This window comes from Acetitomaculum ruminis DSM 5522 (assembly GCF_900112085.1).
GTDB lineage: Bacteria > Bacillota > Clostridia > Lachnospirales > Lachnospiraceae > Acetitomaculum > Acetitomaculum ruminis.
In genome coordinates this window covers 169462-194177 of record NZ_FOJY01000002.1, presented here as the reverse complement: position 1 = coordinate 194177, position 24716 = coordinate 169462, and the positions used below count along the sequence as shown (strand labels likewise).

The 24716-nt window shown below is 33.8% G+C and carries 20 protein-coding genes and 1 other annotated feature; of the genes, 18 read left to right on the top strand and 2 right to left on the bottom strand.

Annotation, left to right across the window (positions count from 1 at the left end):
- The first annotated feature begins 3 nt into the window (after window positions 1-3).
- The 13 genes from rpoZ (at window position 4) to ilvN (ending at window position 14279) form a co-directional block, all read left to right on the top strand.
- Window positions 4-261 carry a DNA-directed RNA polymerase subunit omega gene (gene rpoZ, locus BM153_RS02025; RefSeq protein ID WP_092870237.1) on the top strand — a complete coding sequence of 86 codons (258 nt, stop codon included), beginning with the start codon at window positions 4-6 and terminating at the stop codon, window positions 259-261.
- 13 nt (window positions 262-274) lie between these two features.
- Window positions 275-1597: a 30S ribosomal protein S12 methylthiotransferase RimO gene (rimO, locus tag BM153_RS02020; protein ID WP_092870235.1), complete on the top strand. Its 1323-nt coding sequence runs from the start codon at window positions 275-277 to the stop codon at window positions 1595-1597.
- A complete protein-coding gene (gene pgsA, locus BM153_RS02015; protein WP_092870233.1) occupies window positions 1597-2139 on the top strand; it encodes a CDP-diacylglycerol--glycerol-3-phosphate 3-phosphatidyltransferase in 543 nt (180 codons plus the stop codon). Before rimO ends, pgsA begins: the two co-directional genes overlap by 1 nt.
- A 54-nt stretch (window positions 2140-2193) precedes the next feature.
- Window positions 2194-3393 (top strand): glycosyltransferase family protein, encoded by a 1200-nt coding sequence (locus BM153_RS02010; RefSeq protein ID WP_177205534.1) that lies wholly within the window; start codon window positions 2194-2196, stop codon window positions 3391-3393.
- Window positions 3386-4138, top strand: coding sequence for an arginase family protein (locus tag BM153_RS02005; RefSeq protein WP_092870229.1), 753 nt, complete (start codon window positions 3386-3388; stop codon window positions 4136-4138). Before BM153_RS02010 ends, BM153_RS02005 begins: the two co-directional genes overlap by 8 nt.
- Window positions 4139-4162: 24 nt before the next feature.
- The gene (locus BM153_RS02000) at window positions 4163-7186 is read left to right on the top strand and encodes a hybrid sensor histidine kinase/response regulator (protein WP_092870227.1); all 3024 of its coding nucleotides are present in this window, start codon (window positions 4163-4165) and stop codon (window positions 7184-7186) included.
- A gap of 51 nt (window positions 7187-7237) precedes the next feature.
- Window positions 7238-7729: a cyclic pyranopterin monophosphate synthase MoaC gene (gene moaC / locus BM153_RS01995; protein ID WP_092870225.1), complete on the top strand. Its 492-nt coding sequence runs from the start codon at window positions 7238-7240 to the stop codon at window positions 7727-7729.
- A gap of 84 nt (window positions 7730-7813) precedes the next feature.
- On the top strand, window positions 7814-8665 hold the full coding sequence (thyA, locus tag BM153_RS01990) for a thymidylate synthase (RefSeq protein ID WP_092870223.1): 852 nt from the start codon (window positions 7814-7816) through the stop codon (window positions 8663-8665).
- A 43-nt stretch (window positions 8666-8708) separates the two neighbouring features.
- The gene (locus tag BM153_RS01985) at window positions 8709-9203 is read left to right on the top strand and encodes a dihydrofolate reductase (RefSeq protein ID WP_092870221.1); all 495 of its coding nucleotides are present in this window, start codon (window positions 8709-8711) and stop codon (window positions 9201-9203) included.
- Window positions 9196-10173 (top strand): AEC family transporter, encoded by a 978-nt coding sequence (locus tag BM153_RS01980; RefSeq protein WP_092870219.1) that lies wholly within the window; start codon window positions 9196-9198, stop codon window positions 10171-10173. The genes BM153_RS01985 and BM153_RS01980 overlap by 8 nt, the downstream gene beginning before the upstream one ends.
- Window positions 10174-10196: 23 nt before the next feature.
- Window positions 10197-11369, top strand: coding sequence for a nickel pincer cofactor biosynthesis protein LarC2 (larC2, locus tag BM153_RS01975; RefSeq protein WP_092870217.1), 1173 nt, complete (start codon window positions 10197-10199; stop codon window positions 11367-11369).
- Between the two features lie 30 nt (window positions 11370-11399).
- Window positions 11400-11646: a binding site (T-box leader), on the top strand.
- A 377-nt stretch (window positions 11647-12023) separates the two neighbouring features.
- Window positions 12024-13757, top strand: a complete 1734-nt coding sequence (gene ilvB, locus BM153_RS01970) for a biosynthetic-type acetolactate synthase large subunit (protein ID WP_092870215.1) — start codon at window positions 12024-12026, stop codon at window positions 13755-13757.
- 12 nt (window positions 13758-13769) lie between these two features.
- Window positions 13770-14279: an acetolactate synthase small subunit gene (gene ilvN, locus BM153_RS01965; protein WP_092870213.1), complete on the top strand. Its 510-nt coding sequence runs from the start codon at window positions 13770-13772 to the stop codon at window positions 14277-14279.
- Between the two features lie 74 nt (window positions 14280-14353).
- Here ilvN and BM153_RS01960 read toward each other — a convergent pair whose 3' ends face one another.
- A complete protein-coding gene (locus BM153_RS01960; protein WP_092870211.1) occupies window positions 14354-14542 on the bottom strand; it encodes a hypothetical protein in 189 nt (62 codons plus the stop codon).
- Window positions 14543-14940: 398 nt separating this feature from the next.
- Between BM153_RS01960 and BM153_RS01955 the strand changes: the two genes are divergently transcribed.
- The 5 genes from BM153_RS01955 (at window position 14941) to BM153_RS01935 (ending at window position 23949) form a co-directional block, all read left to right on the top strand.
- Window positions 14941-16014, top strand: coding sequence for a carbamoyl phosphate synthase small subunit (locus BM153_RS01955; RefSeq protein ID WP_092870209.1), 1074 nt, complete (start codon window positions 14941-14943; stop codon window positions 16012-16014).
- Window positions 16014-19217, top strand: coding sequence for a carbamoyl-phosphate synthase large subunit (gene carB, locus BM153_RS01950; RefSeq protein ID WP_092870207.1), 3204 nt, complete (start codon window positions 16014-16016; stop codon window positions 19215-19217). The genes BM153_RS01955 and carB overlap by 1 nt, the downstream gene beginning before the upstream one ends.
- Window positions 19218-19354: 137 nt before the next feature.
- The gene (locus BM153_RS01945) at window positions 19355-21370 is read left to right on the top strand and encodes a sodium-translocating pyrophosphatase (protein ID WP_092870205.1); all 2016 of its coding nucleotides are present in this window, start codon (window positions 19355-19357) and stop codon (window positions 21368-21370) included.
- 281 nt (window positions 21371-21651) lie between these two features.
- Window positions 21652-22842 carry an adenosylcobinamide amidohydrolase gene (locus tag BM153_RS01940; RefSeq protein WP_092870203.1) on the top strand — a complete coding sequence of 397 codons (1191 nt, stop codon included), beginning with the start codon at window positions 21652-21654 and terminating at the stop codon, window positions 22840-22842.
- Window positions 22843-22929: 87 nt separating this feature from the next.
- Window positions 22930-23949: a glycosyltransferase family 2 protein gene (locus tag BM153_RS01935; RefSeq protein ID WP_092870201.1), complete on the top strand. Its 1020-nt coding sequence runs from the start codon at window positions 22930-22932 to the stop codon at window positions 23947-23949.
- 60 nt (window positions 23950-24009) lie between these two features.
- Here the strand turns inward: BM153_RS01935 and BM153_RS01930 are convergent, their stop codons facing one another.
- A complete protein-coding gene (locus tag BM153_RS01930; RefSeq protein WP_092870199.1) occupies window positions 24010-24711 on the bottom strand; it encodes a phosphatase PAP2 family protein in 702 nt (233 codons plus the stop codon).
- Window positions 24712-24716: the final 5 nt, after the last annotated feature.

Below are 24716 nucleotides of genomic sequence, written 5' to 3'. Positions count from 1 at the left end.
ATTATGTTACATCCATCATATGCAGATTTAATGAAAGTGGTTAATTCACAAACAGAAGAAGGTGAGGCACCTTTAGTTAACAGCCGTTATTCTATTGTTATGGCTACTTCTAAGAGAGCCAGACAGATTGTTGCAGGTGATGACCCATTAGTTGATGATCCGGTTGGGAAAAAACCGCTTTCCATAGCAGTAGAAGAATTAAACAGTGGACTTATCAAAATAATCGGAAACGAAGCGTCTAGAGATAAGGAACAAAACTAATACGGAGAATAGTATGAACATATTTTTTATGTCCTATGGATGTGATAAAAATTTAGTGGATTCTGAGAAAATGCTGGGTCTTTTATCAAAGGAAGGCTTTAGCTTGTGCCAGAGTCCGGAGGATGCAGAAGTAATAGTGGTAAATACTTGTTGCTTTATTGATGATGCAAAAAGCGAAAGCATAGATGGAATTTTAGAGGCGGCTGCCTATAAAAATGGAAAATGTAAAATACTTGCGGCTGTGGGATGTCTTGCCCAGAGATACCGTGAGGAAATACGAAAAGAAATTCCAGAAGTTGATGTGTGCCTGGGAACGGGCTCATTTGAGCTTATAGTAGATGCCGTAAAAGATGCATTAAAAGGAAAAAATGTTGAAATATTCAGAAATCCTGAGGATGAAGAAATAGACTTTTCTTCATCAAGGATTCTTACTACAGGTGGTTATTATGCTTATTTAAAAATCGCAGAAGGATGTGATAAGCACTGTACCTACTGCATCATTCCATCCATAAAAGGAAAATATAAAAGTGTTCCCATGGAAGACATTTTAAGGGAAGCCAATGATCTTGTTAAAAGCGGAGTAAAAGAGCTTATTTTAGTTGCTCAGGAAACTACTTTATATGGGACAGATTTATACCAGAAGAAACTACTTCCCAAATTACTGGAAGAATTAAATAAAATTGAGGATTTAGAATGGATAAGACTTCTTTATTGTTATCCTGAGGAAATTACAGATGAGCTTATTCAGGCGATAAAAACCCTTCCTAAGGTATGTCATTATATTGACATGCCAATTCAGCATTCAGAGGACAGAATTTTAAAGAAAATGGGAAGACGAACTTCCAGAAAAGATTTGGTAGAAGTAGTAGAAAAATTAAGAAAAGAAATACCTGATATATGTATCAGAACCACCCTTATCACTGGATTTCCAGGAGAAACAGAAGAAGAGCATAAGGGACTTATGGATTTTATCGATACATTGGAATTTGACAGACTGGGAGTTTTTGCCTACTCAAGAGAGGAAGATACTCCTGCAGCAGAGTTTAAAGACCAGGTATCTGATGAAATTAAGGAAAGACGACTTGATGAGCTTATGAGCTTACAGCAACAGATAGCTTTTGACAATGCTGACAGATGTGTAGGAGAAGAATTAAAAGTTTTAATAGAAGGAAGACTTCCGGATGAAAATGTTTATGTTGGAAGAACCTATAAAGATGCTCCTGATGTAGATGGGTATATATTTTTAAATAACGACAGAGAACTATTGTCCGGTGACTTTGTAAAAGCCAGAGTAACAGGTTCTAGCGAATATGATTTAACAGGAGAGATATTATAATGAATTTACCCAATAAATTAACAACCTTCAGAGTTGTTCTCGTACCATTTTTTGTGATTTTTATGTTGTCAAATTGCTTTGGAGAATATAGCAAGTATGCAGCGTTTGCAGTATTTGTTGTAGCCAGTTTAACGGATTTGTTAGATGGTAAGATAGCAAGAAAATATAATCTGGTTACTGATTTTGGAAAATTTATGGATCCATTAGCGGATAAGTTATTGGTTATTTCTGCTATGATTTGTCTTATGGATATGGGAAAATTTCCTTCATGGATTCTGATTATAATTGTAAGCAGAGAGTTTATAATAAGCGGATTCAGACTTATTGCAGCTGACAATGGAGTTGTTATTGCAGCAGGCATATGGGGAAAGCTTAAAACTGTATGTCAGATGATTATGATACTGGTATTAATATTGGATTTTAGCAATGTATATTATTATTATCTTGAACAGGTTTTAATATATTTGTCATTGATTCTAACTATTGTATCTCTTGTAGATTATATTTATCACAATAAAGAAATAATAAAAGATACAAAATAATGATTGATGTCGAGGCCTGATAAGGTCTCGGCTTTTTGCAAGTATGGGAGGATTATGAAAAAGATTATTTTTTTTAGAGGGGCAGTGGAATCACAGGAGTTTTTTTCGTTACAATTATCAAAAGCATTTGAGCTGATGGGATATGACACTTTTTTTGTGAATTTACAAAATATTCAAGGTTCCATGTCTAAACTCACATCATTTATCGAAAATGGTGAAACAATAGCCATAAGCTTTAACTTTAATGGTATAGCGGGAGAAGAGTTTCTTTATGACGAAAATGACGGAAGTTTTTTTGATATTAATAAAATTCCCGTTTATAATATTGTGGTGGACCATCCTTTTTATTATCACGATTATCTGAAAATTGCCCCAAAAGACTATCATCACATTAATATAGATCTTTTCCATCAAAAATATATGAAAAAATATTTTCCTCATATAGATTCTGATTATTTTTTACCCCTTGGAGGTACAGACATCAGATATGATGAAGAACATTCTAAAAAATTTCCTTTTCTTTCCCAAAAAGATAGAGATACTGATATAATATTTACAGGTAACTTTACTCATCCGGATACTTTTGATAAATATATAGAAAGAAATGGGGATGATTACACTAGATTTTATCATGGAATAATAGATGACCTTTTATCTAATCCTCAAAAAGTCTTAGAGGATGTAATAGAAGAACATGTCCTTAGAGAAATAGGCGAGGTTTCCATGGATGAGATGCGGGATGTTATGAAAAATATGATTTTTATAGATCTCTATGTAAGATTTTATGAAAGAGAAAAAGCTGTGGCAGCCATAGTTGATGCAGGGTATAAGTTACATATAATCGGAAAAGGCTTTGATGCCATACATTGTAAACATCCTGAAAATATTATTGAACATGGTTTTAAAAACTCTTTTACCTGTCTTTTAAGGATTGCTGACAGCAAGTTATCGTTAAATGTAATGCCTTGGTTTAAAAATGGTGCTCATGACAGAATTTACAATTCTATGTTAAATGGAGCCATAAGTATAAGCGATGACAGTATTTTCTTAAGAAAAGAGTTTGAGGATAAAAAAGATATAATGTTTTATTCTCTAGAAAATATTGGAATAATTCCGGATTTGATAAATGATTTATTAAAAGATGATGATAAAAGACAGGAAATAGCTTATACTGCTTATGAGAAGACTATAATCAGAGACAGTTGGGACATAAGGGCAAAGACTTTGGAAAGAATTATTAAAAGTAATGAATGAATTATCAATTATTGACTTTAACGGAATGTATAAGCTTCAAAACTTTTATAAAAAGTATAATTATAAATATTATGATTTTACTGAAATAGAGGGAACTAATTGTTATCTTGACCAGACTGCCAAAGAAAAAATTGAAGATATTTTAGGAGATATTTCTGAAACAATAAGGTTTTTTGATTCCGGAAATTATCATTATATGTCAAAATTATTTTTGGATAAGATAAAAAAGGAAACAATTCTTGTGGTCTTTGACCATCATCCGGACATGCAAAAACCGGCTTTTGGAGATATTCTTTCCTGTGGTGGATGGCTGGATGTGGCTTTGCAAAGCAACAAATTCATAAAAAAAGTATTTATCATTGGTGTAAGAAAAGATTTGATGAAGCAATGCTTTGAAGAAGATAATGATTACCTTAAAAAAATAGTATTTGTAAATGAAGATATTGTAAATGATGAAGTGACAATGGAAAATATCATTAAAGACATACGAAAAGAAAAATGTGAAAATATATATTTTTCAATTGACAAAGATGTTTTTTCAAAAGAAGAAGTGATAGTCAATTGGGATCAGGGAAAAATCAGGTTTGACGGCTTTTCTTTTTTAATAAAAAAAATTATGGATGACAAAAATGTAACAGGCGTTGATGTTTGCGGGGATTGTGAAAAAAGTAGTGCATATGAAGAACTATCGGGAAATGATACTTTGAATGGGAGAATATGCCGGCTTTTTATCAATTGTGATTAATTTCCAGAAAGGATTTTATTACCAATGGATATTTTAGAAAAATGCATTTTTAATTTTATCAAAGAAACCAGTAAAAAGGAAATCGATTTAAAATTAAGTTTGAACAAGTTTTTAAAAGAGGTGGCAAAAACATTGAAAATTGACCAGGTTTTTGTCAGCTCAATTGTTGCTGATACAAAAGATTATGTTGTAATAGCAGAATGGTCACGGGAAAATAAAAGAGCATTTGTAGATCTTCCATTGACGATAACACAGGAAAACATAAGAGATATTGGCATGGATTACGCCAATTTAGGCTATTCTAGAAGGCATGTAATGGGAACACCGGATGGTGATAGTGTATTGCATACAGGAATTTATTATAAAAAGCATCTTAAAGGGGCAGTTATTTTTGGTCAGTTTCGTGACTTTGAATATGGTAAAACCGAAATAGAAGCCATTAGATTCTTAGCTTCTTTTCTTGCAAGATATGTGTATGGTATGGAGGGATTTGAGCGTGCATTTGATCCTAATCTTATTATGAAAAAAGAGATGGTGGCTTTTTTAAGAGAATGCACTGTAAGTCTTGAAAATACCTTTGATATAGATAGAACTTTAAAAGCTTTAATTACCAGCTTTAGGCAAAAATTCGATTTTTCAAGAGTTTCCATTACTACATTTGTGGATGAGGAAAATCATTTTAAATTCAGATATTGCTCTAGTTCTACAGATGTGGAGAATCTGGAAGGTCAGGTATTTGCTCTGAAAGAGCAAACCTATGAAGAAATGAGAGACAGATTCAATGATAGAGGATATGTGGTTAATGCTGGTGAATACGAATTTTCATCCAAAATGATAAGCTTAAATGTAGCTATGTTAGAAGGAGGCTTATTTTATGGTGCTTTCAATATAGAAATGGTTGGTGATTATGTATTCACGGAGTCAATATGTGAGTTAGCATTGAGATTTGCAAATCTGTTTTCAAGTTATATCGCAAGAATAGATTCTCAAAAATACATTTCACAAATTAAGGAATTTCACGATAATTTTCTTGATTTAATTTATAATGCCTTACCAATCGGTTTTGTACAGATTTCAACAGATTTTGACAATCCGATTATTAAAAAAATAAATATTAATGCTTTAGATAGTCTGGAAATTGATCATAATGATGCAGACATTCTTTTAGGACAAAAATCAGCTTTTTCTTTTATTTTTGAGGATGAAATAGATAAAATAATTCACAATCTTGAAATTATTTCAACGGAAGCTGTGCTGAATTCCCATGATTTTAAGTTAAAGATTAGAAGTATAAAAGGCAAAAATCGTTGGATAACAGGTTCCATAATATACACCAGAAACTACTTTGGGGAGCCGGTTTTTCAGATTTATTTTGTGGATGTTACAAAAAGTGTCTGGGAAAGAAAATTAAAAGAAAATATCAGGAATATGGAAAGATATGCAATGCTTACAACTATTGCAAAGTCATATGCCTCCATAGTATTATTAAACCTTAGAAAAAAAGAATACACCATTATTAATTCAAGTTTTGACTTGAAGGATAATGTTAAGAATAAAGGTGATTATAGTTTTCTTAAAGAAATCTCAAGAGAATATATAATAGATGATCAAAAAGACATTTTTGACAATATGTTTGATATTGATAATCTGGTTAAACTCTATAACGAGGAAACAGATGAACTTAAAAAAGAATTTTGTGTATGCTATGAAGATGGAAGTCAGCATTGGATTGAATATACCTGTGTGTTTTTAACAGGTTTATATTTAAAAGAAAAAATAGTTGTATGTATGACAAGAGTTTTAGACAAGGAAAGGTCTGAAAGGGCAGAACAAAAGAAACTTTTAGAAGATGCCTTAAATGCAGCTACAAGGGCAAATAAGGCTAAAACAGACTTTCTTTCCAACATGTCCCATGATATAAGGACTCCTATGAATGGAATTATGGGAATAACTGATATTGCACTTATGAATCTTAATAACGAGGAAAAAGTTAAGGATGCTCTGGAAAAGATTTCCGTTCAATCAAAACATTTACTTAAACTTATAAATGATATATTAGATATGTCAAAAATAGAAAGTGGAAGAATGGTATTACATTCAGACACATTTAATATAAAGCAGATAGCTTTTAACAGCATAGATGCAATACTTACCCAGGCCAGTCAGAAGAACATAAGTATTAAAGCTAATGTTGATCAGGTTACTGATGAAATGGTTATAGGTGATAATTTAAGAGTTAATCAAATTCTTATAAATCTTTTGGGAAATGCTGTGAAATTTACCCATGAAAATGGCACTGTGAGCTTAATTGTTATTCAGGACAAAGAAAAGATAAAGGATTTAGCCAGTTACAGATTTATAGTCAAGGATACAGGTATAGGAATAAATCCTGAAGATATTGAAAAAATATTTGAACCTTTTGAGAGAGGGGAAAATCCTAATGCCATCAAAAACGAAGGAAGTGGTTTAGGTTTGTCCATAACCAAACATCTGGTTGATATAATGGGTGGAAAATTAAAAGTCAGAAGTGAGAAAAACAAAGGTTCCGAGTTTGAAGTACTTTTGGTATTTAAGATTGCTCAGGGTCAATACGAAGAAATTGAATACCTGCCGGAGGAAATGGGAAAGGTTCAAATACCGGATCTTAAGGGTATTAATATTCTGTTGGCAGAGGATAATGAGTTAAACATTGAAATTGCAAAAAATCTGTTGGAAAGTACAGGTGCAATGGTTGATGTGGCTTTAAATGGCGAAGAATCCATAGAAAAATTTGTTAACAAACCTCAGGATTATTATTCCATTATTTTTATGGACATTCAAATGCCTAAATTAAACGGATATAAGGCTGCAAGAGCCATAAGGCAGTTTGAAAAAGATAATGGTTATACTCAGATTCCTATCGTTGCAATGACTGCTAATGCATTTGATGAGGATAGGATAAAATCGCTGGAAAACGGTATGAATTATCATATTTCAAAACCTATAGATGTAAAAGAACTTATGAGAGTATTACAAAAATATATTAAAGATGTATGTGTGATGAAGTAATTGTTAGAAAACAGATTTATAAAATCGAAAAGAAGGAGAGAAAAGTAAGAAATGGAAGAAAAATTAACACATTTTGATGAGCAGGGAAATGCTATAATGGTAGATGTCTCTGAAAAAAAAATAACTGACAGGATTGCAGTAGCCAAAGGTAAAATAAAGGTTAATGACAAGGTAATGGCGGCTGTTCTTGATAATAAAGTTGAAAAAGGTGATGTTTTGGGCGTTGCAAGAGTTGCAGGAATAATGGCTGTAAAGCAGACTTCACATCTGATTCCTATGTGTCATCCTTTATTTATTTCCAAATGCTCTGTTGATTTTGAATTGGATAAGGAAAATAAAGAAATTTATGCTGTTTGTGTTGCAAAAACATCTGGAAAAACAGGTGTAGAGATGGAAGCTCTTACAGGAGTAAGCGTTGCGCTTTTAACAATTTATGATATGTGCAAGGCCATCGATAAAACAATGGAAATAAGTGATATTCATTTAGAATCAAAAAAAGGTGGGAAAAGTGGAGATTTTTATAATCCAAACTATATAAAATAATATAAAAGTATAATAGTTCAGATTCCGTTTATTAGGCGGGAGGAAGACATTTTTTATGATTTGAATTACGAAAGGGAATGAAAAATGAGTTACGCAGATGAAGTATTTATAAATATGTGTACATCAATTCTAGAAAACGGTACAGATACAAAGGGAGAAAAGGTGCGTCCGATATGGGAGGATACGAATGAACCCGCCTATACCATTAAGAATTTTGGAGTGGTAAACAGATATGATCTTAGTAAGGAATTTCCTGCATTGACTTTAAGACCTACAGGTTTTAAAAACTGTGTTGATGAAATATTATGGATTTGGCAGAAAAAATCCAACAACATTAAAGATTTAAACAGTCATATCTGGGATGAGTGGGCAGATGAAAAAGGCAGTATCGGAACGGCTTATGGTTACCAGATTGGTAAAAAAAGCCGTTATAAAGAAGGTTGGTTTGACCAGATAGACAGAGTAATTTATGATCTGAAAAACAATCCTTACAGCAGGCGTATTATGACAAATATATATTGCCACGAAGATCTTCATTTGATGAATCTTTACCCGTGTGCCTACAGCATGACTTTTAATGTTACAGCTGATAAAGAAGACGGTGGTCTTATACTTAACTCAATTTTAAATCAGCGTTCTAATGATATTTTAACGGCAAATAATTGGAATGTGGTTCAATATGCGGTGCTTACCCATATGCTTGCTCAGGTTTGTGGTATGAAAGTAGGAGAATTTGTTCATGTGATTGCAGATGCTCATATTTATGACAGACATGTTCCTATCATAAAAGAACTGATTAAAAGAGAACCTTTAGAAGCTCCTGAATTCTGGATTAATCCTGAAATCAAAGACTTTTATGACTTTACGGTAGATGATGTAAAACTTATTAATTATAAAACACATGCCCAGGTTAAAAACATTCCTGTTGCAGTTTAATCGTCAAAAAAATGTATAATTAAAAATATAAGGGGTGACTGAAATGAAATTAATAGTTGCAGCAGATAAAAACTGGGGAATCGGAAAAAACAATGAATTACTGGTGAGCATTCCGGAGGATATGAGATTTTTTAAAAAAATGACTACAGGAAATGTTGTAGTATTGGGAAGAAAAACTCTTGAAAGTTTTAAAAATTCAAAGCCTTTGCCTGACAGAACAAATATTATTCTTACCACCCGCCAGGATTATAAGGTTGAGGGGGCAATTGTAGTTCATTCCATAGACGAACTTATGGAAACTTTAAAAGAATATGACAGTGATAATGTTTATGTAATAGGTGGCGCAAAGGTTTATGATCAGCTAATTGATAAATGTGATACAGCCTATGTGACAAAAATTGACAAAGAATTTGATGCAGATAGATATTTTCCAAATCTTGATAAGGATACCTCGTGGACTTTAGAGTCAGAAAGTGAAGAGGGGACTTATTTTAGCATAGTTTATACCTTTAGGAAGTATGTAAAGAGAAATGGATAGTTTTATATATAGCATCAATGCAACAATACCGGTATTTATAGTCATGGTTTTAGGCATGTTTTTAAAAAAAACGGGGATGCTTACAGATGAATTTATAGATAGCGGTAATAAATTTAATTTTAAAGTTACTTTGCCATGTCTTTTATTAAGGGACATGGCAAATACTGATTTTAATATAGGAAAAGATCTTTATTTTATAATTCTTTGTGCTGCAGTTACCTTTGTCAGCATTATCGGGGTATGGTTTTTAGCCAGAATATTCATAAAAAATAAATCCTTAGTCGGTGCTTTCACTCAGGTTTCCTATAGAAGCAGTGCTGCTGTTATGGGAGTGGCCTTTATGCAAAATATCTATGGTGCTTCAAAAACAGCACCATTAATGATTCTTGGCGCTGTCCCAATTTATAATATTATGGCAGTAATTATTCTAACTGTAGAGGGGAATAAGGACAGCGAAGGCAGGCTAATAGATGGAAATTCCGACTTTAAATTTAAAGATATAGTTCTCAGGTCTCTAATAAATATCGCAAAAAATCCGATATTGTTATCGATATTAGCAGGTAGTCTTATATCTGTATCAGGAATACATTTTCCTCATATATTAACAAAAGCGGTTTCAAGTGTGGCTAATATGGCAACACCTTTGGCAGTAGTCATTTTAGGAGCAAGTTTTTCCTTAAATGCTACATTGGAAAATATAAAGCCTGTTATCTGGGCGGTAACAACAAAACTGGTTATTCTTACAATAATATTTTTGCCCATAGCGGTTTTTTTAGGCTATAGAAATGAGGAACTGGTGACATTTGTGATTATGTTATCTTCACCGGCTACACCATCTTGTTATATTATGGCAAAAAATATGGGAAATAATGGTGAATTAACAGCCAGTGTAGTGGTATTAACTACATTGATATCTTCGGTGACACTTACATTTTTCATTTATTTGGTAAGGGTATTAGGTTTGGTATAAATATATTGAAAAAGGGGTAAAACATGGGAAGAAAAGTTTTATACTTTGATTGTAGCAGAGGTATTTCATTATCAGGTATTTTTAACGGTCTTTATCAGATGAATTCAAAACAGATTGAATTTATGATAGAGATATTGGAGATGCATGAGGGCCTTACTTTAAGTATTTGTGATGGTTTTATTAAAGCTGAATTTAACAAAGATTTTAATGTGGATGATTTATTAGACGAAACCTTTGTGTCAAGGTCTGTAAAAGAAATGTATTTGGAATACACCTCTAAAGTGGAAGAATTAATAGAAAAATGTTATGAAGTGCACGAAAACGGTAAAGATTTAACTGTGATGGATAAGATCTATGTTTTGGCAATATTGATGGTTCTTGAAAAAAATGAACACGAGAAGGTTATGTTTTCATCCATAAATGATGGAACATTTGTAATAGGCGAAAATGACCGTCTCAAAATGATTCCTGAGACATTATCACTAATAGTTTCAAAACAGTTAAAGAATGTTAATTACAACATAACTCAAAGAAAAGATTCTGCAGTATCCTTCAAGGCATTAATGCTGGCAGATCTTATATCTACCAGCGTGGATTATCCAATTTGTAGTACAGTTATAAGAAATTCCATTGCGACTCAGGAGTTTTATATTAAATTTCCTATAAGGGTAATTGAACTGATAGAAGAAGAAGGTGAAGAAAAACAGGTAAGAGGAGACGAGTTGTCCTTACAGGAACAGCCTGTTAAAGTTACTCATAGCAGTGCAGAGGATATATGGGTTATTGAGACCAATATAGACGACAGCAGTGGTGAAGTACTGGGTTATGCCATGGAGAAACTCATATATAGCGGAGCAAGAGATGCTTTTTATACTCCGATATTTATGAAAAAATCAAGACCTGCATACAAACTTGAAGTAATATGTGATTATAAAAATGTTGATGCTCTTGTAAATGTAATATTCAGAGAGACCACCTCTATCGGTGTTCGCATGTATCCTATAAACAGAGTGATAATGAACAGGAAAAACATTAGAACTTCAACAAAATATGGAACAATTCAGGTTAAACAGTGTTCTTACCAGGATATTGTCAAAAATTATCCTGAATATAATAGTGTAAGAGACGCATCAATTATGACTGGAGCTTCTTTTCAGGAAATATATGACGAAACAAAAAAATCTCTTGACAATTAAAAATTAAAACAGTTATAATAGCTACAATATTTAAAGGCAGTGATGAGAAGGATTACATATCAGAGTCAGTTTACAGAGAGAGGATGTTTGGTGAAAGTCTTTAGCGATAAGGTATGGAAGGTAGTCTCTGAGCCGTGGATTGAACAGCATTGGCTAATTAGATTTCACCGGTTTCCACCGTTATATGGATATGACATCGATTGATTTCTGTGTCAGATGAGAGCCCTTTTTAAGGGAATTTAGGTGGTACCACGGATAATGATTATTCGCCCTAGACAGAATAGATTTTCTGTCTAGGTTTTTTATTTAGCAAGGGTTAAATTTTTTTTGCCCAAAACGATGTAGAGTATTAAAGTGATAAATTGCTAAATAAATTTGCTGACAATAATCTTTATTTGATAATGTAAAATGATTATAGCAAAGATTTTTTTGAACGCAGTGTAAGCAATCCCCCGCTTCAAAAGCGTAAGCTTTAAGCGGGGGTATAAGCTTATTAGTGTCAGAAGGGGTTAAAGCCCCTTCTGACAGGTGGCACAAAGTGCCACTGCGTTCATGAGGAAGTAGCGAAGCGGATTTAAGAATGTCCGCTTTACAAGGCAAAAAATAATAATTACATCTGGTTAGTGAGAAATATTTATTTAGGAGGAAGAACAAATGCAGATATCAGGAACTAAATTATTTGTAAATGCTCTTTTAAGTGAGGGAGTAGATACCATTTTTGGTTATCCCGGAGGATATATAACCGATCTTTTGGATGAACTTTATAAACAAGATGACATTGAAGTTATCTTACCAAGGCATGAGCAGGGGCTGATTCATGCCGCTGACGGATATGCCAGAAGCACCGGAAAAGTAGGTGTTTGTCTGGTTACCAGTGGCCCAGGTGCTACAAATCTTGTAACGGGTATAGCAACTGCAAACTATGACTCTATACCTTTGGTATGCTTTACTGGACAGGTATCAACAGGTCTTATTGGTAATGATGCCTTTCAGGAGGTAGATATTATTGGAATAACCAGAGGTATTTGCAAATATGGTGTTACAGTTAAAAACAGGGAAGATTTGGGCAGAATAATTAAAGAGGCGTTTTATATTGCAAGAAGCGGAAAACCGGGACCAGTAGTTATTGATCTTCCTAAAGATATTCAGCTTGCAAAAGGTTCACCGGATTTGCCTAAAAAAATAGAAATCAGAGGCTATAAACCTAACACAAATGCCCATGTAGGACAGTTAAAAAGAGCCTGGAGAACTCTTAAAAACGCGAAAAAACCACTTATCCTTGCTGGAGGCGGCATCAATATTTCAGGTGCGAATTTTGCATTACAAAGATTTGCGGAAATTACCAATATTCCCGTTATAACTACTGTAATGGGTAGGGGAGCAATTCCAACGGCACATCCTTTATTTGTTGGAAATGTAGGTATGCACGGCTGCTATGCAGGAAATAAGGCTATAAGTGAGTCAGATGTATTATTTTCAATAGGTACCAGATTTAATGACAGAATTACAGGAGATTTAAATGAATTTGCGCCAAATGCCACAATTATACATATTGATATTGACTCTTCAGCTATATCAAGAAATGTAAAGGTAGATATTCCAATAGTATCCGATGCCAAAAATGCCCTGGATAAGATAAATGAATGGTGTACAAAAGTTGGAAAACAGGAATGGCTCGACAGAATAAACAACTGGCACGAGGAAGTACCTCTTGAAATGCGAAGAGATAAAGGTCTTTCACCTCAGATGATTATGGAAAAAATCAATGAAATGTTTGAGGAATATATTGCGGTATTAGATGTTGGACAGCACCAAATGTGGGCTACTCAATATCTTGAGATAAATGAAAAAAGAATGATGCTTCAATCAGGAGGCCTTGGAACAATGGGATATGGATTTCCGGCTTCCATAGGTGCAAAACTTGGAAATCCGGATAAAACCGTAATATGTATAAGCGGTGATGGTGGATTTCAGATGAATCTTCAGGAAATGGCGACTGCTGTTTTAAATGAAACACCGGTAATTATCTGTATTTTAAATAACAGCTTTTTAGGAATGGTTAGACAGTTTCAGCAGTTGTTTTATGGAAAGAGATATGAGATTACCTGCTTAAGGCGAAGAAAGAGCTGCCCGGATAAATGTAAGGGACCGAATAAAGAGTGTGCTCAATATTCTCCTGATTTTGTAAAACTGGCTGAAAGCTACGGTGCTCATGGATTAAGAGTTACAGATGCATCTGAGATTGAAGGGGCATTTAATGAGGCAAGAAGTTATAAAGATGCACCGACCATAATAGAATTTATCATTGATACAGATGAGCTGGTTATGCCAATGGTTAAAGGGGGAAACCCTATAAGTGAAATGATTCTTTCACCAAAAGGTATATAGGAGGATAGCAGGATGAGTGATTTAAAAAAGAGATGGATGTCATTATATGTTGAAAATCAGGTGGGTGTACTGGCCAAGGTTTCAGGTCTTTTTTCAGCAAAATCATATAACCTTCAAACCCTGACTGTGGGTGAAACAGAAGATGAAACCGTTTCCCGTATGACTATTAGTGTTGACGCAGATGATATTACCTATGAGCAGATAAAGAAACAGTTAAATCGCATGGTTGAAGTAATAAAAGTAATTGATATGGAAAGTGGTGCTGCTGTTCATATGAAGGAAATTCTCTATGCGAAAATAAATCATTTAGATGATGTTAAAATGAACAAAGTATTCCAGATAGCAAAAGTATTTGATGTTAATCCAGTGGATATGGGCTGTGACAGTGTTATTTTAGAATGTGTTTTGACGGAATCATTAAATAATGATCTTATTAAATTATTAAAGAAGGAATTTAAAACAATAGAAATAGTTCGTGGCGGAAATGTCGCCATAGAATCAATTAATAAAAGCGATAGATAATCATAAAAAACTCCCCACCCATAGGGATATTTCTCTATTTGAGATGTAAATATCTTTTAGGGTGGGGATAATAATTATTCGTTTTCATTGTCTAATTGTTGTATGGTTTGCTCAACACTTAAGCTTGAATCACTGGTGCTGGCTTTAAGACTTGATACGCTAAGAACACCGGCACATATCAGCGAAACAGCTGCTATAATAATTATTATTTTATTAAAAACACTGATTTTTCTGTCGTTTCCGTAGTAATCATATTTGCTCATTTCTTACTCCTTTCAAAAATGCCATTATATAAAAGTCCTGTAACAGATAGGCTGTTTGCCCCGAAATCCGCTAACAGTAGTTAATTATTTCTTCTGGTTGACAATTATATTAACATGCAAAACAGAAAAAAGCGTTAAGAACAATTAAGGATTATATTAAGATTTTTTTAATGATGAATAAATTTATTGGGAATGATAGGAATTATTTAATTTAATATTATGTTGAAAATTGAAATGATTTATGGTAGACTATTGAAATTAGAAAAGAAGAACGCATTTTATAATTATGCAATAATATATTTTTTTGTTATATATATGCATATTAATGCAATTTTGTTTTGTTAAAAAGAGTTACTCTTTTTTTTTTGAAAAAAATCAGAAAGGTACAAGGTGGTAAAATGAAAGCTTTTCTAATATTAGAAGATGGTTCAGTATTTCAAGGTGAAAGCATTGGTGCAAAAAAAGAAGCTGTTAGCGAGATAGTATTTAATACATCCATGACAGGTTATTTAGAAGTCTTGACTGACCCTTCCTATGCAGGCCAGGCAGTGGTTATGACGTATCCTTTGATAGGTAATTATGGAGTTTGTCTTGAGGATATAGAATCAGAAAAGGCATGGCCGGATGCATTTATTGTAAGAGAATTATCTGAATTAGACAGTAATTTCAGAACTGAAATGAGTATTCAGGATTTCCTTTTAAAATATGATATTCCCGGTATTTCAGGAATTGATACAAGAGCTTTGACAAAGCTTTTAAGAGATAAGGGAACAATGAATGGAATTCTTACATATGATGAAAATTATGATATAAATGAGATAATTCCTAAATTAAAAGCTTATTCACCTTCTAAAGTTGTTGAAAAAGTTACATGTAAAGAAAAATATACTCTTAAAGGAAATGGATATAAAGTAGCTCTTATGGATTTTGGAGCAAAAAAGAATATTGCAAAAAGTTTAAATGACAGAGACTGTGAGGTTACAGTTTATCCTGCATTCACAAAAGCAAAAGAGATTCTGGCATCCAAACCGGATGGAATTATGCTTTCTAATGGCCCTGGAGATCCCAAGGAATGTACCACGATTATTGAAGAAATTAAACAATTATATGATTCAGATATACCTATATTTGCCATATGTTTAGGACATCAGTTGATGGCTCTTTCACAGGGTGCTGATACACATAAGCTTAAATATGGACACAGAGGCGGAAATCATCCTGTAAAAGATCTTGAAACAGGAAAGGTTTATATCAGTTCACAAAATCACGGATATGTCGTTGATGTAGAAAAAATGGACAGCGAAAAAGCGGTTCCAGCCTTTGTTAATGTTAATGATAATACAAATGAGGGTATTAAATATATTGGAAAAAACATATATACCGTTCAATTTCATCCGGAAGCATCACCCGGACCACATGATTCAGGTTACTTATTTGATAAATTTATCAAAATGATGGGAGGAAATAAATAATGCCTAGAAATCCTGAGATAAAAAAAGTACTTGTTATAGGCTCCGGCCCGATAGTTATTGGTCAGGCAGCAGAATTTGACTATGCCGGAACCCAGGCATGCCGTTCATTAAAAGAGGAAGGCGTTGAGGTAATACTTCTAAATTCAAATCCTGCCACCATTATGACAGATAAAGATATAGCAGATAAAGTTTACATTGAGCCTCTTACAGTAAAAGTGTTAGAAGCACTTATTGAAAAAGAAAAACCGGACAGTATTCTTCCGACTTTAGGAGGCCAGGCAGGACTTAATCTTGCTATGGCATTGGATGAATCAGGGTTTTTAAAAACTCATAATGTAAAACTTATAGGTACAACAGCTCTTACCATAAAAAAAGCAGAAGACAGACTTGAATTTAAAAATACCATGGAAAAAATAGGTGAGCCTGTAGCTGCTTCACTGGTAGTTGAAAATTTAGAAGACGGAATTGTTTTTGCCAATAAAATAGGTTATCCGGTAGTTTTAAGACCGGCTTATACCTTAGGCGGAAGCGGTGGCGGTATTGCACATAATCAGCTTGAATTAGAAGAAATTCTTGCTAATGGCTTAAGACTTAGCCGTGTTGGACAGGTTTTAGTTGAAAGATGCATTGCCGGCTGGAAAGAGATTGAATACGAAGTAATGCGTGACGGAAACGGTACCTGCATAACTGTTTGTAATATGGAAAATCTTGACCCTGTGGGAATACATACAGGAGACAGTATAGTAGTAGCACCTTCCCAGACATTAAGTGATAAAGACCATCAAATGCTTAGAAGTGCTGCTTTAAATATTATTGATGAACTGGAAATTACAGGCGGTTGTAATGTTCAGTTTGCTCTTAATCCGAACAGTTTTGAGTATTGCGTAATAGAAGTAAACCCAAGGGTTAGTCGTTCATCAGCTCTTGCTTCAAAAGCCACAGGTTATCCTATTGCCAAGGTGGCTGCAAAGATTGCTTTAGGCTATAATCTTGATGAAATTAAAAATGCCGTTACCGGAAAAACCTATGCAAGTTTTGAACCAATGCTTGATTATTGCGTTGTAAAAATTCCAAGACTTCCATTTGACAAGTTCCTTACAGCTAAAAGAGTCTTGACTACTCAGATGCAGGCAACAGGTGAGGTTATGAGTATCTGCACAAATTTTGAAGGTGCATTTATGAAGGCTCTTCGTTCCATGGAACAACATGTGGACAGCTTGTTATCCGTTGATTTTTCAGGTCTTGACGAAGATGAACTGTTTAGAAAAATGAGCAGGGTGGATGACCAAAGAATTTTTGCGATTGCTCAGGCTTTACGAAATGGAGTTTCTTTTGAAAAAATAAATGAACTTACAAAAATTGATAAGTGGTTTATCAGTAAAATTAATAATATTGTAAAAATGGAAAAGCGTTTGAAAGAAGAAGAACTTACAAAAGAACTTCTTTTAGATGCAAAGAAAATGGAATTTCCGGACAATGTTATTGCCATGCTTACAGGTAAAACTCAAGATGAAATCAAGGAATTAAGATACGAAAACAATATAATTGCAGCATTTAAAATGGTTGATACCTGTGCAGCAGAGTTTGAAGCTCAGACACCGTATTATTATTCATGTTTTGGCAGCGAAAATGAAGCAGATGGTAAAAGTCAGAAAAAGAAAATTCTTGTTCTTGGTTCCGGTCCTATCAGAATTGGTCAGGGTATAGAATTTGATTATTGTTCCGTACATTCAACCTGGGCTTTTTCAGAAGAGGGATATGAAACAATAATAATTAATAATAACCCTGAAACTGTAAGTACTGACTTTGACATTGCAGATAAACTTTACTTTGAGCCCCTTACACCGGAAGATGTTGAAAATATTGTAAATCTCGAAAAACCGGATGGAGCAGTAGTTCAGTTTGGTGGACAGACAGCCATAAAGCTTACAGAAAGTCTTATGAAAATGGGCGTGAACATCCTTGGAACCAGTGCTAAAGATGTTGATGCAGCAGAAGACAGAGAACTTTTTGATGAAATACTTGAAGAGTGTTGTATTCCAAGACCGCAGGGAAGAACAGTTTTTACAGCTGAAGAAGCAAAAAAAGCTGCAAATGAATTAGGTTATCCTGTGCTGGTTCGACCTTCATATGTTTTAGGTGGTCAGGGAATGCAAATTGCAATTTCAGACCAGGATGTGGATGAATTTATAGGAATAATCAATAGAATAGCCCAAGAGCATCCGATTCTCGTAGATAAATATTTAAACGGAAAAGAAATAGAAGTTGATGCAGTATGTGATGGTGAAGACATTCTTATTCCCGGTATAATGGAACATGTGGAAAGAGCCGGAATTCATTCAGGTGACAGTATTTCGGTTTATCCGGCACAAAGCCTTAGTCCTAAGGTTGTCAGGGTAATTACGGAATATACAAGAAAACTTGCCCGTTCTCTTCATGTAAAAGGACTCATTAATATACAGTTCATTGTCAGTGATGAAGAAGTGTATGTAATAGAGGTAAATCCTCGCTCAAGCCGTACTGTGCCTTATATTTCAAAAGTTACCGGAATACCGATTGTAAAACTTGCTACAAAAGTAATTCTGGGAAATACCTTAAAAGACTTGGGATATCCTACAGGACTTGCGCCACAGGCAGATTACATTGCTATAAAAATGCCTGTTTTCTCCTTCGAAAAAATCAGAGGAGCAGAAATAAGTCTTGGACCTGAGATGAAATCAACAGGTGAAGTCTTAGGAATAGGAAAAACTTTTGACGAGGCATTGTACAAAGCATTTATAGGAGCCGGAATTGATCTTCCAAAACATAAACAGATAATTATTACGGTAAAAGATTCGGACAAACCGGATATTATTGAAATAGGTAAGAGATTTGAAGCTTTGGGATATAAAATTTTTGCCACAAGAAGTACTGCAAAAGTTTTACAGGAAAACGGTGTAAATGCGCATAAAGTAAATAAAGTATCCCAGGAATCACCAAATATCCTTGACTTGATTTTGGGTCATAAGATAGATTTGGTTATTGATACACCTACACAGGGAAGAGATAAAAATCGAGACGGCTTTTTAATAAGAAGAAATGCAATAGAAACAGGTGTTAATTGTATAACTGCATTAGATACGGCAGATGCACTGCTTACAAGTTTAGAAAATGCAAATCAATCCTTAACACTTATTGACATAGCTACCATAAAAAATATATAATAAGCTTTGTGAGTAAAATCGATAAATTCGGTTTACAAAGAAAATAATGTCTAATCTTAAGGCAGAAGGATTAGAACATTTAAGCAAAAATTTTTCATTTTATCAGGCTAATTGGCCGGAGGGAGGATAATTCAAAAATGGAACAGATGATTTATTTAGCACCTGCTATGGGTGTGTGCGCTCTGTTATTCGCTGTTTTTCTTGCTTTAAAAGTAAACAAACAGTCAGATGGTACTGACAGAATGCGCGAGATTGCATCAGCAATCAGTGAGGGTGCTCATGCATTCTTAATCTCCGAATACAAGATGCTTGTGATTTTTATAGCTATTGTATTTTTAGCAATTGGATTTGGAATCGGAAACTGGATTACAGCAGTTTGCTTCCTTGTTGGTGCTGCATTTTCAACAATTGCCGGATATGCAGGAATGAGCACAGCTGTTAAAGCTAATGTCAGAACAGCAAATGCTGCAAGAGAAAGCGGTATGAACAAAGCTCTTTCAATAGCTTTTTCAGGCGGTGGTGTAATGGGTATGTGTGTTGCCGGTCTTGGTATTTTTGGTGTAAGTATGATTTACATCATATTTAAAGACACATCCATTCTTACAGGTTTTAGCCTTGGTGCTTCATCAATTGCTTTATTTGCCCGTGTTGGTGGTGGTATTTATACTAAAGCAGCTGACGTTGGAGCTGACCTTGTTGGTAAAGTAGAAGCAGGTATTCCTGAAGACGATCCAAGAAACCCTGCTACAATCGCTGATAATGTTGGTGATAATGTTGGAGACGTTGCCGGAATGGGTGCTGACCTTTTTGAATCATTTGTTGGTTCATTAGTATCAGCTTTAACATTAGGAATTTCTATTCCTGGAGTTGTTGAAAGTGCCGGAGTATTATTCCCACTTTCACTTACAGCAGCAGGTATTTTATCAGCTATTATTGGTACTTTCTTTGTAAGAGGTAAAGAGGGTGGAGATCCTCATAAGGCTCTTAAGACAGGTACATACACAGCATCAGTACTTGTTGTAGTTGCTGCGATTGTATTTTCACAGATGTATTTCTCAAATATGAACGCTGCTATAGCTGTAATAGCAGGTCTTGTTGTTGGTGTTATCATTGGTATTATCACAGAAGTTTATACTTCAGATGCTTATGCTTCTGTTAAGAAAATTGCTGAGCAGTCAGAAACAGGTTCTGCTACTACAATTATTAGTGGACTTGCAGTAGGAATGCGTTCAACAGCTTGGCCATTACTTCTTATCTGTGTTGCTATCATTATTGCATATGCTACAAACGGACTTTATGGTATTGCACTTTCAGCTATTGGAATGCTTTCAACACTTGGTATCACTGTAGCAGTTGACTGCTATGGTCCTATTGCAGATAATGCCGGTGGTATTGCAGAGATGGCAGAACTTGATGAATCTGTACGTGATATCACAGACAGACTTGACTCAGTAGGTAACACAACTGCTGCTATGGGTAAGGGATTCGCTATTGGATCTGCAGCTCTTACAGCTTTAGCTCTTTTCGTATCTTACGCTCAGGCAGTTGGAATTGATAAAGAAGGAATTAATATTCTTAATCCTTTAACTGTTGTTGGTTTATTTATTGGTGGTATGCTTACATTCCTTTTCTCAGCAATGACAATGGAATCTGTATCTAAAGCTGCTTACAAGATGATTGAAGAAGTAAGACGTCAGTTTAGAGAAATTCCTGGAATTCTCGAAGGAAAAGTAAGACCTGATTATAAATCATGTATCGGTATTTCAACACAGGCTTCCTTAAAAGAAATGCTTGTTCCTGGTATCATGGCAGTTATTTCACCAATTCTTGTTGGTGTATTACTTGGTACAGAAGCACTTGGTGGACTTCTTGGAGGTTCTTTGGTAACAGGTGTACTTATGGCTATCTTCATGTCTAATGCTGGTGGAGCTTGGGACAATGCTAAGAAATATATCGAAGGTGGAGCTCATGGCGGAAAAGGTAGTGATGCTCATAAAGCTGCCGTAGTTGGAGATACAGTTGGTGATCCATTCAAAGATACATCAGGACCTTCAATCAATATTCTTATTAAGCTTATGACAATTGTTTCACTTGTATTTGCACCATTATTTGTACAGATTGGTGGAGTAATCGTTAATTTATTAAATTTCTAATAATTATTAGATGAGAATTAATGTATGTAAAATACATACTGATGAAAACCCTAATTCTGTCATGCAGTTTAGGGTTTTCTCTTTTTGTGCTCATGGAATCAGCTTTGTTTTATTACTGCATTTTAATTATAAAACAGAATTTTTCTGAACGACCTGCAATTAATGCTGTAGGTTCAAAAGAAAATATAGGGCGGTTTTAAAAATAAACCCGTTATAATTTTAAAAACATTTTGGGATATGGGCATGTCTTGATATGATTATTGAGAAAACAGGAGGGTTATATGGGAATTTTATTAAAAGAGCTTCAAAACAGGGATAAAATAACAAGATTTTATAAAGGCATAATTATTTCATTCAATGGAAAAAGACGGGTTCTTAGTACATCGGTTTTTAATGGAGGAATAAGAGATGATTTAAGCTATGCTTTTAATTATAATTGCATGGCTGATGAAAGAAGCTGTGAGCTTCACGAAGAAAGCTATGAAAAAGAACTGGCCAGAAATGCCAGAGACTTAGAAATAGATGAAAAAGTATCTACCGGTTTAAGTACAGCAGCCTGGATGGAGAGAGCGTCAATTAGGACCGTTAAATATGAAGATTTAGAGTTAACGGCTGTGGTAACAGGGGGGATTGATACTAACGCAGTAAGGGTAGGAGATCCTGCGTCCTATTATGAAAAAAACGGAGAGTATTTTTTCATAAAACCTGGCACAATAAATATTATGCTACATATAAATGCGGCATTGCCGCCGGGAGCAATGGCAAGATGTCTTGTAACTGCTACAGAGGCTAAAACAATTGCTGTAGAGGAACTTTTTATAGGTAGCAATTATTCAGTGGGACTTGCAACCGGTTCAGGAACAGATGGAACCATTATTATATCTGACTTGGAATCGAAAAATGTCTTAACTGATGCAGGAGAACATTCCAAATTAGGTGAAATGATAGGAAATGTTGTTAAAGATGCGGTTAAAGAAGCCTTAAATAAACATACGGATTGTGGTGCTGCAAGACAACATAAATTGCTTGTGAGAACTAAAAGATATGGAATAACCATGGGGGCACTTTGGGAATATTATAATGAACATAAAGAATTGTTCCTTACAAATAATTCAGAAAATTCCAGTGAATCATCAAGAAATGACGACGCTGTTAAAAATAGAGTGAAAGATATTGATATTGTAAATTTCGAAAAGGTTTTAAATTCTTATAACGGTAACAGTTCCGTTGTTATCTGGTCGGAAAGTTACGTACATATTTTGGATCAAATGCGTTGGAACATGTTAGAGTGGGCAGAAGGTATAAGATCCACCAGAAATCTATCAGAATTTTTCCTGGATTATATGGGGGTTAAAAATCATCAATGGAATTTTATCTTAAGAAAAGATGAAGATACTATTAAACAACTGATAGAGCAGTTAAAATATGTTATTGTAGTATTAGTTACTAATCTTGATGTATTTGGGATGTAATTTTAAAAAGCGGATGCTTTTTAGCTTATGATTAGATGAAATAATCATAAAAAATAAAAGGGTGCTTACCCTATCAGGAGGAAAAAAATGAAACTTTTAAGTATAGCCGTTCCGTGTTATAACTCAGAAGCTTATATGAAAAATTGTATTAATTCGCTTTTACCCGGAGAGGACGAAGTTGAAATTATCATAGTTGATGATGGATCGAAAGATAATACTGCGAGTATAGCAGATGAATATGAAAAAAAATATCCGGGAATTATAAAAGTTGTTCACCAAAAAAACGGAGGTCATGGTGAGGCTGTAAATACCGGTTTAAAAAATGCCACTGGACTCTTTTTTAAAGTGGTAGACAGTGATGATTGGGTTGACCATGAATCCTATAAGAAAATACTTTCAGAAATTGAAAGAATGGTTAATGAAAAATCCATAGTAGACATGATAATAAGCAATTATGTCTATGAAAAGCAGGGTGTAAAGCATAAAAAGGTAATAAAATATAGTAATGCTTTCCCTACAGAAGAGATTTTTAGCTGGGATAAGATAAAACATCTAAAAAAAGATCAATATATACTTATGCACTCAGTTATGTACAGAACAAAAATGTTAAGAGATTCAGGGCTTAAATTACCGAAACATACCTTTTATGTGGATAATATTTTTGTTTATAATCCTTTACCTTTTGTAAAATCCATGTATTATATTGATGTTAATTTTTACAGATATTACATTGGAAGAGAAGACCAGTCTGTAAACGAAGAAATAATGATAAAAAGGATAGATCAGCAGTTAAAAGTAAATCAAATTATGATAAATTCATATGATTTAAAAACAATTAAAGACAAAAAATTGAGAAAATATATGTTAAGCTATCTTGAAATCATAACTGTGATATCATCTATATTATTGATAAAATCAGGAACAGATGAAAATCTTAAGAGAAAGAAAGAATTATGGAAATCCATAAAACAAAAAGATTTGTGGCTATATAAAAGAATGAGATATTTCTCTTTACTTGGAAGAGGAGTAAATATGCCGGGAAAAGGCGGGAGAAAAATTGCCATAGGAGTCTACAAATTAGCACAAAAATTCATAGGCTTTAACTAATTCTAAAATTAAAAAGCTGTGCACTAAAGATTAATTGATTAATCCTTAATGCAACAGCTTTTATTTTGCCTTGTTTTTCATTCTGACTTTTGCTCTGTTTTTCGGTGCATGGGCACTAACGAAATGATTTTTAACTGATGATAAAACTTCTTTGTATACCAATATATATACAAAAGCTGCTAACAATAATCCTGTAACGACATCAAATACTGAATGCTGTTTTAAAAACATTGTTGACAAAATAATAGAAATCATTAATACAAAGGATGGAATAGTAATCCATTTTTTATCATTTGTTACATTACTTTTCATGAGAGCAATATGAATTCCGATGGAATTATATACATGAATACTCGGAAATAAATTAGTGGCTGTATCTGTAGCATACAAATTTTTAACAAGAAAAGTAAAAATATTATTGTGTTCAAAACGTGTCGGTCTTAAATAATGACCATTTGGATAAATTGTTGAAACAATTAAGAACACAGTCATACCAATAATTAAATAGTACATTAGTAGATTATAATTTTTAACATCTTTATAGAAAAGTACGAGTATTCCGCAAGCATTATATAAAAACCATAACAGATAAGGTACTATAAAATACTCACAAAACGGAATCATGTCATCTAATTCAACATGCACAATATTAAAATGCCATACAACGGTTTTTTCCAGATAAAAAAACCATATCAGATAAATTGGATAGTATAACAAAAGCCATGCATGTTTGTATTTCATTGCTAATGATTTTAAAGTCATTTTTG

Bases quoted from the DNA above. Each gene is read 5' to 3' on its own strand.
- pgsA (WP_092870233.1), top strand. From the start codon at position 1,597: ATGAATTTACCCAATAAATTAACAACCTTCAGAGTTGTTCTCGTACCA.
- BM153_RS01945 (WP_092870205.1), top strand. From the start codon at position 19,355: ATGGAACAGATGATTTATTTAGCACCTGCTATGGGTGTGTGCGCTCTG.
- BM153_RS01935 (WP_092870201.1), top strand. From the start codon at position 22,930: ATGAAACTTTTAAGTATAGCCGTTCCGTGTTATAACTCAGAAGCTTAT.
- BM153_RS01985 (WP_092870221.1), top strand. From the start codon at position 8,709: ATGAAATTAATAGTTGCAGCAGATAAAAACTGGGGAATCGGAAAAAAC.
- rimO (WP_092870235.1), top strand. From the start codon at position 275: ATGAACATATTTTTTATGTCCTATGGATGTGATAAAAATTTAGTGGAT.
- BM153_RS01980 (WP_092870219.1), top strand. From the start codon at position 9,196: ATGGATAGTTTTATATATAGCATCAATGCAACAATACCGGTATTTATA.
- ilvN (WP_092870213.1), top strand. From the start codon at position 13,770: ATGAGTGATTTAAAAAAGAGATGGATGTCATTATATGTTGAAAATCAG.
- BM153_RS01940 (WP_092870203.1), top strand. From the start codon at position 21,652: ATGGGAATTTTATTAAAAGAGCTTCAAAACAGGGATAAAATAACAAGA.
- BM153_RS01930 (WP_092870199.1), bottom strand. From the start codon at position 24,711: ATGACTTTAAAATCATTAGCAATGAAATACAAACATGCATGGCTTTTG.
- BM153_RS01960 (WP_092870211.1), bottom strand. From the start codon at position 14,542: ATGAGCAAATATGATTACTACGGAAACGACAGAAAAATCAGTGTTTTT.
- BM153_RS02010 (WP_177205534.1), top strand. From the start codon at position 2,194: ATGAAAAAGATTATTTTTTTTAGAGGGGCAGTGGAATCACAGGAGTTT.
- carB (WP_092870207.1), top strand. From the start codon at position 16,014: ATGCCTAGAAATCCTGAGATAAAAAAAGTACTTGTTATAGGCTCCGGC.
- rpoZ (WP_092870237.1), top strand. From the start codon at position 4: ATGTTACATCCATCATATGCAGATTTAATGAAAGTGGTTAATTCACAA.
- ilvB (WP_092870215.1), top strand. From the start codon at position 12,024: ATGCAGATATCAGGAACTAAATTATTTGTAAATGCTCTTTTAAGTGAG.
- BM153_RS01955 (WP_092870209.1), top strand. From the start codon at position 14,941: ATGAAAGCTTTTCTAATATTAGAAGATGGTTCAGTATTTCAAGGTGAA.
- moaC (WP_092870225.1), top strand. From the start codon at position 7,238: ATGGAAGAAAAATTAACACATTTTGATGAGCAGGGAAATGCTATAATG.
- BM153_RS02005 (WP_092870229.1), top strand. From the start codon at position 3,386: ATGAATGAATTATCAATTATTGACTTTAACGGAATGTATAAGCTTCAA.
- larC2 (WP_092870217.1), top strand. From the start codon at position 10,197: ATGGGAAGAAAAGTTTTATACTTTGATTGTAGCAGAGGTATTTCATTA.
- BM153_RS02000 (WP_092870227.1), top strand. From the start codon at position 4,163: ATGGATATTTTAGAAAAATGCATTTTTAATTTTATCAAAGAAACCAGT.
- thyA (WP_092870223.1), top strand. From the start codon at position 7,814: ATGAGTTACGCAGATGAAGTATTTATAAATATGTGTACATCAATTCTA.